Source organism: Lactobacillus panisapium, assembly GCF_019469265.1.
Classification (GTDB): Bacteria; Bacillota; Bacilli; order Lactobacillales; family Lactobacillaceae; genus Lactobacillus; species Lactobacillus panisapium.
In genome coordinates this window covers 1968036-1984446 of sequence record NZ_CP048268.1, presented here as the reverse complement: position 1 = coordinate 1984446, position 16411 = coordinate 1968036, and the positions used below count along the sequence as shown (strand labels likewise).

At 36.6% G+C, this 16411-nt stretch carries 19 protein-coding genes; 14 read left to right on the top strand and 5 right to left on the bottom strand.

Features of this window, described 5'->3' with window-relative positions; all coding sequences use genetic code 11:
• Nucleotides 1-15: 15 nt before the first annotated feature.
• On the top strand, nucleotides 16-897 hold the full coding sequence (locus GYM71_RS09375) for a DUF4097 family beta strand repeat-containing protein (RefSeq protein ID WP_220220266.1): 882 nt from the start codon (nucleotides 16-18) through the stop codon (nucleotides 895-897).
• Nucleotides 898-1088: 191 nt separating this feature from the next.
• On the top strand, nucleotides 1089-1751 hold the full coding sequence (locus tag GYM71_RS09370) for a type 1 glutamine amidotransferase (RefSeq protein WP_220220265.1): 663 nt from the start codon (nucleotides 1089-1091) through the stop codon (nucleotides 1749-1751).
• A 253-nt stretch (nucleotides 1752-2004) separates the two neighbouring features.
• Here the strand turns inward: GYM71_RS09370 and GYM71_RS09365 are convergent, their stop codons facing one another.
• The 3 genes from GYM71_RS09365 to GYM71_RS09355 are packed head-to-tail and all read right to left on the bottom strand — an operon-like array spanning nucleotide 2005 to nucleotide 4042.
• Complete coding sequence (locus GYM71_RS09365; RefSeq protein WP_220220264.1) at nucleotides 2005-2706, bottom strand: hypothetical protein; 702 nt, start codon at nucleotides 2704-2706, stop codon at nucleotides 2005-2007.
• Nucleotides 2703-3434 (bottom strand): SLAP domain-containing protein, encoded by a 732-nt coding sequence (locus GYM71_RS09360; protein WP_220220263.1) that lies wholly within the window; start codon nucleotides 3432-3434, stop codon nucleotides 2703-2705. Before GYM71_RS09360 ends, GYM71_RS09365 begins: the two co-directional genes overlap by 4 nt.
• A gap of 47 nt (nucleotides 3435-3481) precedes the next feature.
• Entirely contained in the window at nucleotides 3482-4042 is a 561-nt protein-coding gene (locus GYM71_RS09355) for an SLAP domain-containing protein (protein WP_220220262.1), read from the bottom strand.
• A gap of 213 nt (nucleotides 4043-4255) precedes the next feature.
• On the opposite strand from GYM71_RS09355, the gene GYM71_RS09350 reads away from it, so the two are divergent.
• Nucleotides 4256-5632 (top strand): MFS transporter, encoded by a 1377-nt coding sequence (locus tag GYM71_RS09350; RefSeq protein WP_220220261.1) that lies wholly within the window; start codon nucleotides 4256-4258, stop codon nucleotides 5630-5632.
• A gap of 72 nt (nucleotides 5633-5704) precedes the next feature.
• Here GYM71_RS09350 and GYM71_RS09345 read toward each other — a convergent pair whose 3' ends face one another.
• Both GYM71_RS09345 and GYM71_RS09340 read right to left on the bottom strand, forming a co-directional pair.
• Nucleotides 5705-6181, bottom strand: coding sequence for a nucleoside 2-deoxyribosyltransferase (locus GYM71_RS09345; RefSeq protein WP_103753028.1), 477 nt, complete (start codon nucleotides 6179-6181; stop codon nucleotides 5705-5707).
• A gap of 21 nt (nucleotides 6182-6202) precedes the next feature.
• On the bottom strand, nucleotides 6203-7003 hold the full coding sequence (locus GYM71_RS09340) for a tyrosine-protein phosphatase (RefSeq protein WP_220220260.1): 801 nt from the start codon (nucleotides 7001-7003) through the stop codon (nucleotides 6203-6205).
• A 150-nt stretch (nucleotides 7004-7153) separates the two neighbouring features.
• Between GYM71_RS09340 and GYM71_RS09335 the strand changes: the two genes are divergently transcribed.
• The 11 genes from GYM71_RS09335 (at nucleotide 7154) to GYM71_RS09285 (ending at nucleotide 16382) form a co-directional block, all read left to right on the top strand.
• On the top strand, nucleotides 7154-7621 hold the full coding sequence (locus tag GYM71_RS09335) for a universal stress protein (RefSeq protein WP_220220259.1): 468 nt from the start codon (nucleotides 7154-7156) through the stop codon (nucleotides 7619-7621).
• A 503-nt stretch (nucleotides 7622-8124) separates the two neighbouring features.
• The gene (locus GYM71_RS09330) at nucleotides 8125-9054 is read left to right on the top strand and encodes a phosphate/phosphite/phosphonate ABC transporter substrate-binding protein (protein ID WP_220221214.1); all 930 of its coding nucleotides are present in this window, start codon (nucleotides 8125-8127) and stop codon (nucleotides 9052-9054) included.
• Between the two features lie 315 nt (nucleotides 9055-9369).
• A complete protein-coding gene (locus GYM71_RS09325; protein WP_103753024.1) occupies nucleotides 9370-10299 on the top strand; it encodes a phosphate/phosphite/phosphonate ABC transporter substrate-binding protein in 930 nt (309 codons plus the stop codon).
• A gap of 18 nt (nucleotides 10300-10317) precedes the next feature.
• Nucleotides 10318-11091: a phosphonate ABC transporter ATP-binding protein gene (phnC, locus tag GYM71_RS09320; protein WP_103753023.1), complete on the top strand. Its 774-nt coding sequence runs from the start codon at nucleotides 10318-10320 to the stop codon at nucleotides 11089-11091.
• Nucleotides 11084-11887 (top strand): phosphonate ABC transporter, permease protein PhnE, encoded by an 804-nt coding sequence (gene phnE, locus GYM71_RS09315; protein ID WP_103753022.1) that lies wholly within the window; start codon nucleotides 11084-11086, stop codon nucleotides 11885-11887. The genes phnC and phnE (GYM71_RS09315) overlap by 8 nt, the downstream gene beginning before the upstream one ends.
• Nucleotides 11887-12699: a phosphonate ABC transporter, permease protein PhnE gene (gene phnE, locus GYM71_RS09310; protein WP_103753021.1), complete on the top strand. Its 813-nt coding sequence runs from the start codon at nucleotides 11887-11889 to the stop codon at nucleotides 12697-12699. The genes phnE (GYM71_RS09315) and phnE (GYM71_RS09310) overlap by 1 nt, the downstream gene beginning before the upstream one ends.
• A 336-nt stretch (nucleotides 12700-13035) precedes the next feature.
• Nucleotides 13036-13719, top strand: coding sequence for a hypothetical protein (locus GYM71_RS09305; RefSeq protein ID WP_220220258.1), 684 nt, complete (start codon nucleotides 13036-13038; stop codon nucleotides 13717-13719).
• Nucleotides 13716-14420, top strand: a complete 705-nt coding sequence (locus GYM71_RS09300; RefSeq protein WP_220220257.1) for a hypothetical protein — start codon at nucleotides 13716-13718, stop codon at nucleotides 14418-14420. Before GYM71_RS09305 ends, GYM71_RS09300 begins: the two co-directional genes overlap by 4 nt.
• An 11-nt stretch (nucleotides 14421-14431) precedes the next feature.
• Complete coding sequence (locus GYM71_RS09295) at nucleotides 14432-15067, top strand: ATP-binding cassette domain-containing protein (protein WP_220220256.1); 636 nt, start codon at nucleotides 14432-14434, stop codon at nucleotides 15065-15067.
• Nucleotides 15057-15587: a hypothetical protein gene (locus GYM71_RS09290; RefSeq protein ID WP_220220255.1), complete on the top strand. Its 531-nt coding sequence runs from the start codon at nucleotides 15057-15059 to the stop codon at nucleotides 15585-15587. Before GYM71_RS09295 ends, GYM71_RS09290 begins: the two co-directional genes overlap by 11 nt.
• Before the next feature lie 9 nt (nucleotides 15588-15596).
• Nucleotides 15597-16382, top strand: a complete 786-nt coding sequence (locus GYM71_RS09285) for a hypothetical protein (protein WP_220220254.1) — start codon at nucleotides 15597-15599, stop codon at nucleotides 16380-16382.
• Nucleotides 16383-16411: the final 29 nt, after the last annotated feature.

Genomic DNA, 16411 nt, shown 5'->3' with positions numbered 1-16411 from the left:
ATAGGAGGAATAATTATGAAGAAAAGATCTCAAATAATATCTTTAATAGGAATTATTTTAATATTAATTAGTGGCATTCCAGTTACAAGAGCCTTGAATTTTCAAAATACTAATGCTAAGGTAGATTCTCAAAAGGCACCTACTAACCAAGAAGTTAGTAAAACCTTTAAAACGGCAGCATTCGACCAAGTTAAACTTGATACTGATCGCTCAAGTCTAAAATTTATTGTAGGCGAAGATTTTCATGTCACAGTTAGTGGGAAGCTTAAATCTCGTATTACGGATACGAAAGTTACAGTTGATAATAATCAACTAACTATTTATGATAAGCCAGTTAAGCATCATAATTATGGTGGCTACTTAGTTACAGTAACTGTACCTGATAGGAATACTATCGAAAAGATTTCAGGAACATGTAACTTGAGCGACCTTAGTTTTAATGACTTAGCCATCCCATATATTGATCTCAAGGCACAATACGGTGATGTTGTTATGAACCGCGTGGATTCTAAGAATGTTCATTTAAACCAAAAATATGGTGATTTAAAAATAAATAATTCTTTAGTAGAAAATGGTACGGTTAGCTTGGATGTTGGTGATGTTATTATAACTAATAGTCAATTTATGATTAATGCGGCATTAGGTAAAAAAGGAAATTGTAAATATGGTGATGTCAAGATTAGCAACTCAGTAATGACTGGTGACAGCTCATTTAGTCTGATTAATGGCGATTTTAGTATGACCAATGCGCATAAGATGAGTTATAAGTTGTCAACAAAATTAAAGAGGAAAATCAAAGTAAATAATCGGTCATATTCGAAGCATTACTCCAAGATTTTGAAGAATAAGCCTCTACTTAAAGTCACTAATAAAAATGGTTATATTAAGATTAAATAGTTTTAGAGACTAAGGTAATAATAAACCCCATAATTAGTTAGAAGCGCTAGTTATGGGGTTTTTAGTAATAATATAATTGCTACGAATAAAGTCTAAGCAACTTTATCTATTGAGATTAAGCAATTCATGCAAAAAGTTGTAAATAGCGGTAAAGTATAAAGTAATCTTTTGAAAATTATGGGGAGGTTACAATGATTGTTAATGTTTTGCAGCACACACCAAATGAAGGCCCGGGATCGATTCAAAAGTGGGCTCATTTGCATCACCATGAATTTTATGTTTATCATCCCTACCAGTTTGGAATTTTGCCCACGGCAGAAGAAACAGATTTTCTGGTAATTTTAGGCGGACCAATGAGCCCTAATGATGACTTGCCTTGGATTAAGCAAGAGCGGCAATTAATTAAAAAGTTGTTGGCCAAAAACGTTCCCATTTTGGGTATCTGTTATGGAGCGCAGCAAATTGTCAAAACTTTAGGTTATCAAGTTAAAAAGGCCCCAGTTAAAGAAGTGGGCTGGGGGCCAGTTACGGTGCAAACTGATATGATTAAAGGCTTGCCACATGAATTGACGGTTTTACACTGGCATGAAGAAATGTTTGAAATTCCGCAGGAAGCCAAGATTTTGTTTTCTAATGATAATTTACAAAATCAGGGTTTTGTTCTTGGTAAGCAGGCAGTGGGCCTGCAATTTCACTTAGAGCCCGAAGAAGATAACTTGAAAGAAATTGTGGTCAATGATGCCCAATACCTTTCAGGTTCGGTCTTTCAGCAAACAGCAGAGCAGATTATCTCGGCGCCGATCCCGCCAGCAAATGAAGCAGCAATGTTCAGTATCTTGGACTATTTAGCTTAAAGCATAGGCTTTAATGGCGACCCGGATATATAACTGTTCTGTTAGTTTCCCCCAACTGTTAAATTACCAAAGATTGATAATTACATTTTTGACATGGATCACATAAATTTACTTGCTTAAACAAAATAGAAGCAGGCAAAACATTGAAAAAATAGTTTTGTCTGCTTCTTACTTTTTTGTGACCACAAAAGTTGACTATAAGGCCAACTTCTTTGTCAATATTCTTTCTTAGATTATTTGATTAAGCAAATTTTTATATTGGCATTGCATCTTCAAATGTCCAATTAAAACCTAACTGATCAATTGGTAAAAATACCTCTTCCAGTTGTTGCTTTAACAATCTGGCGGCTTGTTTTACTTCCGCAATGCTGGCAGTATCTGAATCATTAATTTCGTTAGCATTTTTTATTGCCCTATCATAGAACTTAGACCCGTTTTTTTGGTAATTTTCATTAGCCTTAACAACTTTATCCTGATCAATTAGTTTCTGTAAATCTGTCTTATCAGCCTTTGTAGCCACTTTAGCGTCTGCTTTGGCTTCTTCTGCTGTATTAATTGGAGTCAGTTGGGGACCAGAAATATGGCTAGTTCCTGTTACTTTGATATAGCTTCGATAATCCTCCGTTATTTTGCCATACTGAACTGAATCAAACGTATCACCATTTCTTGCTATATGATAGAATAGTTCAGCCTTATTTTCCTTTGGTTGCCAAATATAAAGTTCCTCATCGACTGGGATTTTATCGCCCGTGTCAAAAGTTTCACCTAAATTAGTTCGCACTTGACCATTAATATCATAAACGTCTATATTATCAGTATTTAAAATATAATCATAAAATGTATAGGTTAGTAGTTTTTGCCGCGGCTGCTTTTTTGCGATTTTTTTAGCAAAAAAGCCAGTTTTAGTTCCACTCAGGCGAAAACAAACAACTGTCGAGGGATCATACTGTATCAAGGAAACGGGTCTACTTTAACTTTTTGGCCCGGCTTTACCATCACTTTTTCTTTTCCATAACCGACTATAAACTTATCAGGTGCATCAATTGTTACAGTTGCCTCGGCAGTATAGAGCGGCTTATTATCAATTCTTTCGACATTGGCCGCATTAATGTAGCCGCCATCGCCGATATTATAATAGTACTTAGTACCAATCTTCTCATATGGCAGCCAAGACTGATTATAGTTATCATCGTCTAGTAAAAAGTACTGCTTGCTGTCGCGATCGGTCTTTTCAACTGTTCCAGAATATTTGACTGGCGTTCCTTTCAGCAGGTGAGTGTTGCTTTTACGGCCACGAAACTTAGTCAAGCGTTTGCCATCTTTATCGTAAACATAAGAATTATAGTTTAATTCTAAGTTACCTGGCTGTATTTGGTTATTAATGGCGCCTACATTAGCCGCTTTAATATAAGTACCACCAGTCAAAGGATAATAATTACTGCCTTTAATAGTAGAAATTTTATTTGTCCCGTTAACGGTTGCACCCATTTTTAAAGTTTTCTTGCCTTGGTAATATGTGCGTTTGCCATGTGCATTATATACATAAGAATTATGATTAAGCTTAAAAGTAGTAGCTTTGGCTGCCTGTACAGTAGGGCTAGGGGTTAGTACCGCAGGCACAATTGGACTAAGGGCAAGAAAACTTGCAATTGAACCAAAAATAATTTTTTTATTTAAATTCATATAATCACCTCAGAAATAGAAATAAGATTTTCACATTTAGAACCTTTTTAGAACCTTTTTAGAACCTTTTTAGAACCTTTTCTTTCGCTAGCGATTGCTGCGGCTGAACTAGAACCAGTTGTTTGGCCTAAAGCACTAGCTTTAATGTACTGTTTAGCAGGGCCACCGATGCGGTAATATAATTGACCATTTTTGAACTTGAATGGATTGCCATAAGTGAGCACTTCTGTGCCTTTTTTAATTGGCCTAGTTTTTACCTTTTTTGAGCTAGTGGCATAGACAAATGTATTCTTGCAAACTTGGCGGATGACACCATCAATGTTACTTGCCTTAAGATATTGATTCTTGTTTTTGACTTTATAATATGGAGTGCGGTTTTGGGGACTGAGTTTTACTGGTATTTTACTGACCTTAACTTTGCTATAAGGATAATATTTTTGCGTCGTTTTTTGGCCGGTTTTTGTATAAATTTGTGCTGTATGCATAATTGTTTTAGTAACGAAATGATTGCTAGCAGCATAATCTGTATTAATCTGCCCATTGAAAATAGTGGTTGCGCCAATCACGAAAGCAGCAATTAATAAATGACTAATTATTTTTTTATTCATTATGCAACTCATCCCTCTCATCCCTTTGTCTTAATTATAGCTCGTTAATTTCTCAAAAAATCACTTATCTTGCGATTAAAATCTAATAAGAAAGCCAGCTTATTGAGCAATTTGAATCAGATGGTGCGTTCTTGATTGATAAATTAATTGGACGCTTTATGCTATGATACTAAAAAATGGTCCATATTATTGCAATAGCTGAAGGAGAATTCAATGAATCAAAATCACAGACTTATTAGATCAATCTTTGCGATTGGCATTCTTAGCTTCTTGGGAATTGTCATTGAAACAGCACTAAACATTGCATTTCCCCAGCTAATGATGGAATTTCATCTGGGACCAGCAACAATTCAGTGGTTAACGACAGGGTATATGCTTGTTTCAACGGTGATTGTTCCTTTTGGCTCATATTTACGAAAAAGATTCCGTGCTGTCGGTCTTTTTCGTGCTGCAGTATTCAGCTTTCTTCTAGGAACAATTTGTGCTGCAGTAGCTAATAACTTCACACTGCTTTTGTGTGGCCGACTATTGCAAGGTGTAGCTAATGGGATTAGTTTGCCCCTAATGTTTTCAATTATTTTGGAACAAGCCTCCAAGAAAAAAGTCGGTACTTTCATGGGTATCGGAACATTGGTAATTGCTTTTGCGCCAGCCGTTGGTCCAGTTTACGGTGGGATTGTAGTCAACTATTTGCCGTGGCAAGCGCTGTTTGCCTTTATTATTCCGGTAATTATTGCTACATGGTTGCTGGGTGAAACTAGCATCAGCCAGACTGTTAAGCCGCAAAAGATTCCCTTTGATTATCAGGGGGCGGCAACTTTAGCAATCTTTTTGGTTTCTACCTTATTTTTAATTTTAGGTTTTACCAGTCATAATAAAATTTTACTTCAGCTGATCTTGACACTTTTGGCACTTAGCAGCGGCGGTCTGTTTGTTTATCTTGAAAGAAAAAAGCCTCATGCGCTTTTAGACATGACGCTATTTAAGAGAAAACATTTTGACTTATTTTTAACGGCCTTTTTCTTATTGCAATTGATGTCGTTAAGCATGTCATTTTTAATTCCTAATGTTTTACAGATGGCCTTTAAACAGTCAACTGCAACTGCGGGGTTATTGATTTTGCCAGCTGCAATTGTCGATGCCCTTGTTTCAGCAATTGCCGGTGTTATCTACGACAAGGCCAATCCGCGTTTACCAATCATAATTGGCGTAGGCATTATCGCCGCTACTTTTTTAGTTGCACAAGTGGTTAGGCCAAGCGTGATAAGCTTAGTAGCCATTTATATTATTTTTATGCTGGGGCTAGGGCTAAGCTACAGTAATATAATGACACTTAGCTTGGAACAATTAAGTTCTGCTTCAACTAATGATGGCAATGTTCTTTATATGACGGCACAGTCATATTCTGGTGCGATTGGAACAGCATTGGCAGCATCATTGCTTGGATGGGCGCAAGCTAGGGTACCCAGCCAAGAACTTGGCACTCTAAATGGGTTAAAACTAAATTTAGTCGTCTTATTGGTTATTGGTTTAATAATCTTGTGCTGCATATTAGCGGAAGCATTTTTAAAGCGGGTAGCTAAAGACTAATATTTGAGATTACAAAAAATTGGACAAAAAAAGCTCTGCAACTATTAGCAGAACTTTTTTTAATTATTAAATTTAGTAAACAGCACCATCGTAGAAGTTGAATCGTGCCTTATCGAAGTCAAAGTCTTTTAATTCACTCATCTTAACAGCGTTATCGCAAACGCCCCAGCTCATTAAGTTGATTGGCTTACCGTAATCCTCGTCAGGGATGACTAAAACAACGTACTTGCCTTGTGACATGGCATAGCCTAATTCCATCCCTAAGCCAACATCTTCTTCATCTGGTAAGTAAACGCCAATCATGATGTCGCTAGCCTTGATTCCAGTTAAATCGCCCCGGTAAGTAGCAGTTGCCCATTCGCGATCGTGTAAGTATTCTGGATGTTTGCCGACATCAATTCCCTTGTATTGATTATCCAAAGGAACATAACTGTTTTCAAGGTCGATGGTTGGATTAGCTTCTAATGCTTTCATTGCATCATTGTAAGCCTTGTTTTGCTTATCGTTGAACCAGCCAGCACCAAAGTAAACGGTTTTCGCTTTTCCCATCATTTTCTCCTTTGTCTTTAATTAACTAAGATAAATTTTACGTAATTTACTGATCTCGTCATCAGTCAATTTCATCATATCACTTAAGTAGTTTTCTACGCCACCATAATTTTTATTTAATGTATCAATAACGTGATCGATGTATTGTGGATAAACAGTTTGTAAATCGTGTAAAATGCTCAAGCTAGTTTCATTAGCGCCTTCTGCCTTGGCTTTTTGTAAAAAGTCTTGCACAAAGTCTTTCGTAGCTTCATTAGTAAACATGTAGTCTTGCTTAATTGTTTCCAGTGGGACACCTAAAGCAGATAAAGCAAGTAGTGCAGCGAATCCAGTTCGGTCTTTGCCGGCAGTACAGTGGAAAATTACGCTTTTGCCTTCCTCGTCATTTGCCAATAAAATATCAAAGAAATTGCGGTAAGCTTTTTGCGCCGACTCGCTCTTAATCATGTCATCATATGCAAGAAACATGTGGTTGTAGCCTGCTTTAGGATCTTCTTCTTTTTCGCTTAAAATCTCGTTGATACCCTTGGATGAATCGGTTAAATCTTCACTAAAGACAGGATCGAAGTCATAAGTAGCACCGGTCGGAACACGATCAGGTTCTTTTTCTACTTCTTCTTTACTCCTGAAGTCGACGATATACTTGACACCGTAATCTTGTAAAAACTTCAAGTCTTGTTCGCTAAGTGTTGCTAGATTGGCAGTTCTAAGCAGTTTGTGCTTTTTGATGGTTTTGCCATCCTTAGTTTGGTAGCCGCCTAATTCACGAAAATTGCGGCCGTTCTTAATATCAAGTAGCTGATTTGCTAAATTTATGGTCATTGAATTATCCACCCTTATCTTGTGACATTTAAATACCATTTTAGCAATAAACGCTGGCGCAAACAATTAGAAAAAAAGTAGCTGTTTGCAAAATTATGTTAAAATGGATTGAGAAGAAAATTGTATTTTCTAAAGGGTGAGGACATAAGTATGAAACAAGACAAGATTTTAGTTCCAGTTGATGGTTCAGAGTCAGCTGAAAGATCCTTTGATAAAGCGGTTAAAATTGCCATAACAGAAAATGCTCATGTTGATGTGTTAAATGTAATTGATACGAGGCAATTCTTGGGTGAAATGCAGGACACACTGATTACAGGTGACACTGTTTATCAAATGACCCAAGATGCAGAAAAATATTTAAAGAGTCTCAAAGATTGGGCTCATGATAATTTAAACTTTGACGATATCGACTATCACATTCGCTATGGTAGTCCAAAAGCGATTATCTCCTATGATTTTGTTAAGGATCACCACGATAATCTAATTATTATGGGAGCAACAGGCTTAAATGCCGTTGAACGTATGCTAATGGGATCGGTAACTGAGTATGTAAACCAACATGCTTTAGCTGATGTTTTAATCGTTAGAACTGATATTGATAATAAACCAATAAAATAAAATTAGAGGCATCTGGGTTAAGCCAGATGCCTTTTTTGTCTGTTACAAATCATTGCTAATTATGTTCGTTATTAGCATTATAATAAAGGCTTGATGAAAAGATTACCGGTATTTTATTACACTATTGCGAATATTTATGCTATTATTTTCATGAAATGAACGTAAATTTTGCTAAAGGAAGGTTGAAGATGATGAACTTTAAAAAAGTAATAGCTAGGAACTTTTTACAGCCATCTTTGTCCGTAAGCAGAATTTTAGTTGTTTGTTTTGCTCATAATTATTTTAATTGGGACAAAATGTAATTTTGGTTACATTTTGTCCTTTTATTTTAGTTAGTTTTTGTCGCAGTTAAGAAAGAAGATGAGATCTTAAAGTTACTACATATAAGTGGCTGTCAATTATTCAGTGTTCAGGTTAATTGCCCAGTAAAAGACCTTGGGACTAATCTGCGACATTTAGTAGCAAAAAAATAGGTCAAATTTTTTAGGAGTCAAAAAATGAAAATATCCAAAATCAAGAAGTTTCTGTTAGCAACTTGCTTGCTATTATTAACCTTTGGTATAACGGCTTGTTCGAGTAATAAAACAAGTTCGAAAACCGATGCCACGCCCAAGTCATTGAATGTTCAATTTGTGCCCAGTGTTGCTGCTAACAAGCTTGAAGCACGGGCTAAGCCAATGGAAAAATTATTGTCAAAACGCCTCGGTATTCCGGTTCATGTTTCAATGTCGACCGACTACAATGGTTTAGTTGAAGCGATGAAATCTAAGAAAGTCGATGTTGGTTTCTTACCATCAGATGCTTATATTATGGCCCATAAGCAGGGTGCAGCTGACTTATTATTGCAATCTGTTCGTTATGGCATTAAGCAGCCAGGTGGTGTAGCCACTAAAAAACTGGTAAATTATTATCGCAGTGAAATTGTCGTTAAAAAGGGCTCATCAATTAAGAGTTGGAAAGATTTGAAAGGTAAATCGATTTCCGTTCAAGACATTACTTCAGATTCCGGTTACGTGTTCCCAGTTGCTGAATTGAAGAAGAAGGGGCTTGATGTCACCAAGAGTTGTAAGATTGTCTCCGTTAAAGGAGCTGATCAAGGCGTCTTGAACGTGTTAAACGGTGATACTGATGCTGCTTTTGTCTTTGAAGATGCCCGTAACAACGTCAAAAGCGATGAACCTAAGATTATGAGTCAAGTCGTGCCAATTTACTTCTCACAAAAAATCCCGAATGATACTATTTCAGTAATTCCTAGTCTGCCAAAGGCTTTCCAAAAGAAACTTGCTAAGGCATTTATTTCAATTGCTAAATCTAAAGAAGGTAAAAAGATTATTGAGAGTGTCTACAATCAGGAAGGCTATACCTACGCTAAGGACAGCGACTATGATATTATCCGGCAATACAATAAGATTGTTGCATCAACCAAAAAATAATCTGGTCGGTAATTGTTAAGAAATAGTCATTCTTTTTTGTAAAAAAGAAAGTTTTCCAACAAATTACTTTTCTAAACAAAACATTTCTGATATTATTTGTAAGAATAATTACGGACTGGCGAAGGGAGAGTGAGAAAACATGCAAAAGTATGAATTGCGCGCAGCGTGCATTGGTATTTTTGTTAGTTACTCTTTTCGTTCCCTTGCAAAAGAGGGTATTGTTCGTTTCTTAATTAATAATGTATTAAAAGACTTAAAGATAATTTCACGTTAGTGTTATTAGATTAAGTCTTTTTTTATGTCTGGGAGGGCATGATGAAAAAATTTAGAAAATTGTTAGCTGGCGCTGCTGTTTTATTAGTAGCAGTTATGGCGACTGCTTGTTCAGGTAAAAGCAAAAGCGAAAATAGCAGTGGCACGCCAAAAGAATTAAATGTTCAATTTGTGCCTAGTCAAGCTGCAACTGAGCTGGAATCTCGTGCTAAGCCACTTGAAAAGATGTTATCCGATCGTTTAGGTATTCCAGTTCATGTTTCAATGTCAACTGATTACAATACGGTTGTAGAAGCAATGAAGTCAAAGAAAGTTGATGTTGGTTTTCTGCCACCAAATGGCTATGTTTTAGCTCATAAACAAGGTGCTGCCGATGTCTTGCTTCAAGCACAAAGATATGGTGTTAAGCAGCCAGGTGGTCGTCCAACTAAGAATTTAGTTAACACTTATCGTGCAGAAATTCTAGTTAAAAAAGGCTCTAACATCAAGTCATGGAAAGACTTAAAGGGTAAATCAATCTCCATCCAAAGCCCAACTTCTTCAGCTGGTTATGTTTACCCAATCGCTGAATTGAAGGAAAAGGGTCTTGATGTTAAGAAGAGCTGCAAGTTAGTAACTGTTACTGGTCAAGATCAGTCTGTGTTAAACGTTCTTAATGGTGATACTGATGCTGCCTTTGTTTTCGAAGATGCACGGACAATTGTTAAGAAGGACAACCCAAAGATCATGAGCCAAGTTGTGCCAATTTACTTCACTAAGCCAATTCCAAATGACACAATTTCTGTTGTGCCAAGCATGTCTAAGTCTTTCCGTAAGAAGTTAGCCAATGCATTTATTGATATAGGTAAGTCGAAAAAAGGTAGAAAGATTATCGAAAGTATTTATACTCACGAAGGCTACGTTACCAGCAAGGACAGCGACTTTAATGTTGTTCGTAAATACGAAAAGATTATCGAATCAACTAAAAAATAAAGGTAAAGGAAGTTTATAATGGCAGATTCTGCAGTTAAGCCAATAATTGAATTAAAAAACGTTAAAAAAGTCTATGGCAAAGATGTTGTTGGTTTAAAAGACGTCAATTTAACTATCAATAAAGGTGAATTTGTCGTTATTGTTGGGCTATCAGGTGCTGGTAAATCAACACTTTTGCGCTCAATTAACCGGTTAATTGATATTACTGCAGGTGATATTTTAATTAACGGTGAATCAATTACCCAAGCCAAAGGTAAAGAATTGCGGATGCTCCGCCGCAATATTGGAATGATCTTTCAGAGCTTTAATCTGGTTAAGCGTTCGAGTGTCTTGCGGAACGTCCTGACTGGTCGTGTGGGGTATTATCCAACTTGGAAGAGTACCTTGAATCTATTCACGCAAGAAGATAAAGAGCGTGCCTATGATGCACTTAAACAGGTCGACTTGGCTGACAAGGTATATTCGCGGGCTGATGAATTATCCGGTGGGCAGCAACAAAGAGTTGCAATTGCCCGGGTGTTGACTCAGGACCCAGATATTATCTTAGCCGATGAGCCTACGGCTTCACTTGATCCGCAAACTTCACGCCGCGTAATGCAAGATCTTAAGATGCTAAACGAAAAACACGGCATGACAGTTGTAATTAACTTGCACAGCGTTCAATTAGCACGTGAATTTGGTAAGCGGGTAATTGGCGTACGTGCGGGTGAGATCATTTATGATGGCAAGATGAGTGAGACGTCTGAAGCAACGTTTGATCAAATTTACAGCGGTGGTGATCAAGATGAGTAAGGCAGATCAAGATAATTTAATGGCTTTGCCAAAGAAAAAATTCAAAATTTTAAACTTATTTTGGCTGCTGCTCTTTATTGTTGGTCTGATTGTCTCAACTAAGGTTACTAAAACCAGTTTAGGTGCGCTGTTTAGCAATTTTAGTCAGTTCGCAGATATTTTTCTGCAAATGCTGCATCCGAATTGGTCGTACTTAGGCGCAGTTATTCCACTGTTATTAGAAACCATTAAAATGGCTATCTTGGGAACAGTTATTGGCTCTGCCATTGCTTTTATCTATTCTTTGCTTATTGCACGGAATATCGTGAAAAACAAGGCAGTTACCGGTATTTTGCGGATAATCATGAATATTATCAGAACCGTACCAGATCTGTTATTAGGTGCAATCTTTGTTGCCATTGTCGGAATCGGGCCGGTTGCCGGTATTTTAGCCTTAGCAATTTGTACTTTTGGGATTGTGGTCAAGCTTTTTTACGAAGCAATTGAAACAATTGATCCTGGTCCAATTGAAGCGCTGACGGCTGTGGGTGCCAACAAGCTGCAAATTATTTTCTTTGCGGTTTTACCCCAAGTAATGACGTACTTTATTTCATATTGCTTATATGCCTTTGAAATTAACGTTCGTGCTTCGACTGTTTTAGGTTATATTGGTGCCGGCGGTATCGGACTATACTTGCAAGAAACTCTGCAGGTTTTCGACTACCCGAAGACAGGAACAATTATTATCGTAATTATTTTGGTAGTTGTCTTAATTGATTACGTTTCGTCTAAATCGCGGGAGGCGTTGATGAAATAATGGATACTTCAATGAAAAAATTACCTCCTAAACCAGTTGATATGAAAAAACGTTTGCTGCACTGGGGCGTGGCAATCATTACCGTTGTGTTAATCATCTGGTCATGTACGGGAATTGACTTTGGCGGAATTAAAGAAACAGCTGGGCAGATAGCCGGTGCTATTTTTGCCGGTATTTTTCACCCCGATTGGTCTTATGTTTATAACGGGACAGGCGAGGACCTTGTTTCACAGCTGTGGGAAACAGTCTGTATTGCCTTTTTAGGAACATTCATTTCAGCCATCATTTCTTTACCGTTTGCCTTTTGGGCAGCACATACCAAGCATAAAAAGTGGTACGTGTCGCGGACTGGCAAGATTGTCTTGGCAATTATTCGGTCATTTCCAGAAATTGTTTTGGCTTTAATGTTTATTAAGGCTGTCGGCCCAGGATCTGCGGCCGGAGTGCTGGCTTTAGGTTTCCACTCAGTGGGGATGCTGGCCAAGCTCTTTTCTGAAGCAATCGAAAATCTCGACGATGGACCTAATGAAGCCGTAACTGCAGCTGGAGGCTCAAAGACTAATATTGTCATGTTTGCCACATTGCCTAACTTGCTGCCTGCCCTAATTTCTAACACCTTATATCGTTTTGACGTCTCAATTCGTTCGGCTTCAATCCTTGGTTTAGTTGGTGCTGGTGGTATTGGGTACCCATTGATTATTGCTTTGCAGTATCGTCAATGGAATCGTGTAGGAATTATCCTATTGGGAATCATTATCATGGTAATCGTTATTGACTGGATTTCAGGTTGGATCCGGAAGAAATTGGTCTAAAAAATAAATAAGTAAATAAAATAATGTAAACCCTGAAGTTGTGCTAACTTCGGGGTTTTTATTTTGGCCAAATTAGCAAAGCAAGGTAAACAGATCAGCCTAATAACTAAGCTAGTCTGTTTTTATCTGCAAGCTATCTTCTTTTATATAGTTAGAAATAATATATAAGCTATATTGAATATATAAAATAATTAGTCATTAAAAGCTAAAAATTTAATTTTTACATATGTAATAAAGCAAATGTGGAGTATTATAAGAGGAAATAGTAAGAATTATTAATTTTGTTTAATTATACTCACAATGACTCATAATCTTATTAAAAAAGGAGACAAATAATTGCAGCGTAATGTCATTAGGCAACAAACAATTCTCAACCGTGCTTTTTTAAAAAACTATTCTCTTTTTGCCTTAGTAGTTGTTGGCCTTGTACTAGCCGCATTTTCATTTTTAAAATCTACTGTTCCGTCTGAAGCCGGATTAATCCAGTCCGTTTTTCAAAGATATAATATTTTTTTAGGAATAATTCCGACTTTTACAATTGTGCTTTTAAGTACGTTAAAGTATCGCATAGCTGATGCATTATGCTGCCAAACACGAAAAGTTTTTATCCTGCAAACTATTTATCGTATTTTAATTCCCATTGTAATTATGGTATTCATTTGGCTAATCGCCATTATTCCGATGATGATCGCCAGTGGTTATTTAGCCGTTTTTGCTAAGTCTTGGCCCGGAATCTTAATGCGCATGATTTACTTGTGTTTGGTTTTACTATCTTTTGGCTACTTAACAGCCACAACTTATTTGCTTTCAAACAAAAAATTAATAACTTTTGTTGTGATTTTTGGTATTAATAGTCTGACTTTCCTGTTAAACGTTAATGGTAAGCCATCGCTATTCTATGATTTTGTTAAACCAGACTTAGGGATTATGATCTTTTTATCTTCAATCGTTTTAGTGGGACTAATCTTGCTACTAGGTGCCGTATTAAATTTGGTCATAGCTAAAAAGGATATTTTATGAAACATTTATTTTGGGATCAACTTTTGTATTTATGGCAGATAATTCGGTATCGCTTTCTGTTTTGGGGAGTACTAATTGGTCTTTTGATTATTGTTCAATCTGCATTATTTAGGGCTAACCCACATTTTTCACTTTATTTAGCTTGGTTTCGTGGAACCGACTATTTAATTAAATCTTTGCCTGTTTCTTGGCTTATTTATTTCATTACGCCACTTTTAATTGTGTTAAATAGCTTTCAGGAGCTTTGGCACGTAAGAGGAGTCCAATTACGTGGGCAACAGTACTCATTAATTAATTTTCTAACTGTCAATCTTGAATTAATTGGGGTAATAGCTGTCGTTTTCACGGCATCGGCAGAACTATTAATGATCCTATGTACTAAGATATTTAATTTACAGGAACTAAGCATTGGTGCTTTTCACGGGCTGCAAGCTCTGCTTCTATTATTTATCGTCAATTTTTGGGGAACATTTTTATTATTAGTGCTTCAGGCAGTTATCAGCCGCTATAACGCACCACTTGGCATTGTTATTCCACTAGTTTTGTTAATTATTACTGCTTATACATCATGGCCGCTGAATCCACTGAACAGTCTCATGATTTTGCGAGTAGGTAACGCGAACATAATATCAATGCTATGTACCATTATTGTAGTTACTATTTTGTATTTATTTTCTAACCACTGGATCAATTTAGATTAAGGAGAAAACAAATGAGTTTTATTGAGCTAAAACAAGTAAGCAAAACTGTTAAAAAACGGCCGCTTTTACATGATGTCAATGCTAATATTGAGCAAAAGAGTATTACCACCCTAGAAGGAATCAATGGTTCTGGTAAAACTTTAGTACTGAAAACCATTTTAGGTTTAATCAAGGTCTCAGGAACAGTTACTGTCGATAATCAACCAGTAAGAACAGAGGACCCTTACCCCGTTAAAGCAGGCATTTTAATTGAAAATCCTAGTTTAATTGAGGACTTTACTGCAACTAAAAATTTAGAATTACTTGCAAAGCTAGACCCCAATATTTCAAATAAACAAATCGAAGATTTGTTGGACTACTTTGACCTGGCAAGATTTCCCAAACAAAAAGTTAAGAAATTTTCGCTAGGTATGAAACAGAAACTGGGAATAGCCCAAGCGTTTTTGGGTAGTTATCCGCTGATAGTTTTAGACGAGCCTACCAATGCGCTTGATACTGAAAGTATTGCGAAATTGAGCAAGCTAATTAAGCAGTATCGCGAAAATGGCTCCACCTTTGTTATCGCTTCACACGACCGCGATTTTATCAGTCAAGTTGCAACCCATCAGCTCTACGTTAAAGAAGGAACCATTAACGATGAAAAATAAAAAGTTATTATGGTGTTTGGCAATACTTGTTGCAGTATTAGTTGGCTGCGCTGGCTTTTACCGTTATCAGCGGGTTAACGCCCGTCTAAGACAGAACGGTGTCACGCAGGAAGTCGTCTTTCACAAAAAAGAATGGGTGCATGCATATCACACTAGTTTTATTATTCACAAAGCTGAGGTCCAGAAAACTGGGCGGGAAGTCAAGGCAACAATTCAACTTTCAATTAAACAAAATGGCCAGCCTAATTATGGGATGAAGAAAAATAATCAAGATTTTCTAACAAATATGTTCTTGAATAATCCTTATGGGATTAGTAACCAAAGTAATAATATTTATGATCATAATCAGCGCCGAGTTGATCCAAGTAAGGCTCTTACTAAGAAACTTTATAAGCAGCCTTACACAATATATTTCACAATTCCTCGCAGTTCTTATGAGTTGCGGGAACAAAAACTGCGTTTCAGCTTTTTAGTTCCTGTTAAAAATCACTTTGTAAAATATTCATTACTTTTAGAATAAGGAGAAACTATGAAATTCTTATGGTCACGTCTTGAAAAGCGCTGGTTCTTTTTTGCTTTAGTGCTGGCAGTAATTATTAGTGGATTACAATTTTTTCCGCTTAAAACAATTCCACCTGAAGATTCGCCATACACACGCTGGTTAGGAATTGATTCCTTTAGTTTTGCACCAATTGCCTTTTTTATTTTGTTGCCGCTATTGGCCAGCATACCTGCAAGTACTTTATTAAAAGACGATTATCAAAGCGGTTTGCTATCCAAGTTTAAGCTCAATGAACCGCTCAATCGGGTATTACGCCAATATGTCAGTATTGCATTTATCACGGGTTTTATTGTTACTGCTATTCCGTTACTAATTAATTTATGCTCATGGTTCATGGTTTTACCTAACATAAGGCCTGACAACTTGCTTAATAAAAATATTTTGGTAATTAATATCAATACGATGTTTGTCGCACTTTATTATTCTCATCCGTTATTGCACGCTTTGTTATCAATTATCTTTGCCAGCTTTTGGGGCGGTCTGTTTGCTATTTTTGGTGTAGTCACTTCTTTATGGATAAAAAATAGGTTTTTGGCAATGTGTTCAAGCTTAATTTTACAAATTGTCCTGTTATTACTAAATGCCTTTATTAAATTACCTAATCTTGTTAGCTATGCACCCGCAGATTTTTTACATGAAACTGCTCCAACTGCAAATGTTAGCTTATTAGTCACTGGTATTGTAACTTTGTTACTCATACTGTACTGCTTAGTAATGTTTCAAATTGATAAAAAACGGCTGGTAAGTTTATAAAAGAAACTTTTTGAATTTGGCTGAAATTT

What these genes read in the sequence shown, in the direction of transcription:
- GYM71_RS09350 (WP_220220261.1), top strand. Translation starts at nt 4,256, where the DNA reads ATGAATCAAAATCACAGACTTATTAGATCAATCTTTGCGATTGGCATT.
- GYM71_RS09345 (WP_103753028.1), bottom strand. Translation starts at nt 6,181, where the DNA reads ATGGGAAAAGCGAAAACCGTTTACTTTGGTGCTGGCTGGTTCAACGAT.
- GYM71_RS09370 (WP_220220265.1), top strand. Translation starts at nt 1,089, where the DNA reads ATGATTGTTAATGTTTTGCAGCACACACCAAATGAAGGCCCGGGATCG.
- phnE (WP_103753022.1), top strand. Translation starts at nt 11,084, where the DNA reads ATGAGTAAGGCAGATCAAGATAATTTAATGGCTTTGCCAAAGAAAAAA.
- GYM71_RS09340 (WP_220220260.1), bottom strand. Translation starts at nt 7,003, where the DNA reads ATGACCATAAATTTAGCAAATCAGCTACTTGATATTAAGAACGGCCGC.
- GYM71_RS09335 (WP_220220259.1), top strand. Translation starts at nt 7,154, where the DNA reads ATGAAACAAGACAAGATTTTAGTTCCAGTTGATGGTTCAGAGTCAGCT.
- GYM71_RS09325 (WP_103753024.1), top strand. Translation starts at nt 9,370, where the DNA reads ATGAAAAAATTTAGAAAATTGTTAGCTGGCGCTGCTGTTTTATTAGTA.
- phnE (WP_103753021.1), top strand. Translation starts at nt 11,887, where the DNA reads ATGGATACTTCAATGAAAAAATTACCTCCTAAACCAGTTGATATGAAA.
- GYM71_RS09285 (WP_220220254.1), top strand. Translation starts at nt 15,597, where the DNA reads ATGAAATTCTTATGGTCACGTCTTGAAAAGCGCTGGTTCTTTTTTGCT.
- GYM71_RS09300 (WP_220220257.1), top strand. Translation starts at nt 13,716, where the DNA reads ATGAAACATTTATTTTGGGATCAACTTTTGTATTTATGGCAGATAATT.
- GYM71_RS09290 (WP_220220255.1), top strand. Translation starts at nt 15,057, where the DNA reads ATGAAAAATAAAAAGTTATTATGGTGTTTGGCAATACTTGTTGCAGTA.
- GYM71_RS09375 (WP_220220266.1), top strand. Translation starts at nt 16, where the DNA reads ATGAAGAAAAGATCTCAAATAATATCTTTAATAGGAATTATTTTAATA.
- phnC (WP_103753023.1), top strand. Translation starts at nt 10,318, where the DNA reads ATGGCAGATTCTGCAGTTAAGCCAATAATTGAATTAAAAAACGTTAAA.
- GYM71_RS09295 (WP_220220256.1), top strand. Translation starts at nt 14,432, where the DNA reads ATGAGTTTTATTGAGCTAAAACAAGTAAGCAAAACTGTTAAAAAACGG.
- GYM71_RS09360 (WP_220220263.1), bottom strand. Translation starts at nt 3,434, where the DNA reads ATGAATTTAAATAAAAAAATTATTTTTGGTTCAATTGCAAGTTTTCTT.
- GYM71_RS09355 (WP_220220262.1), bottom strand. Translation starts at nt 4,042, where the DNA reads ATGAATAAAAAAATAATTAGTCATTTATTAATTGCTGCTTTCGTGATT.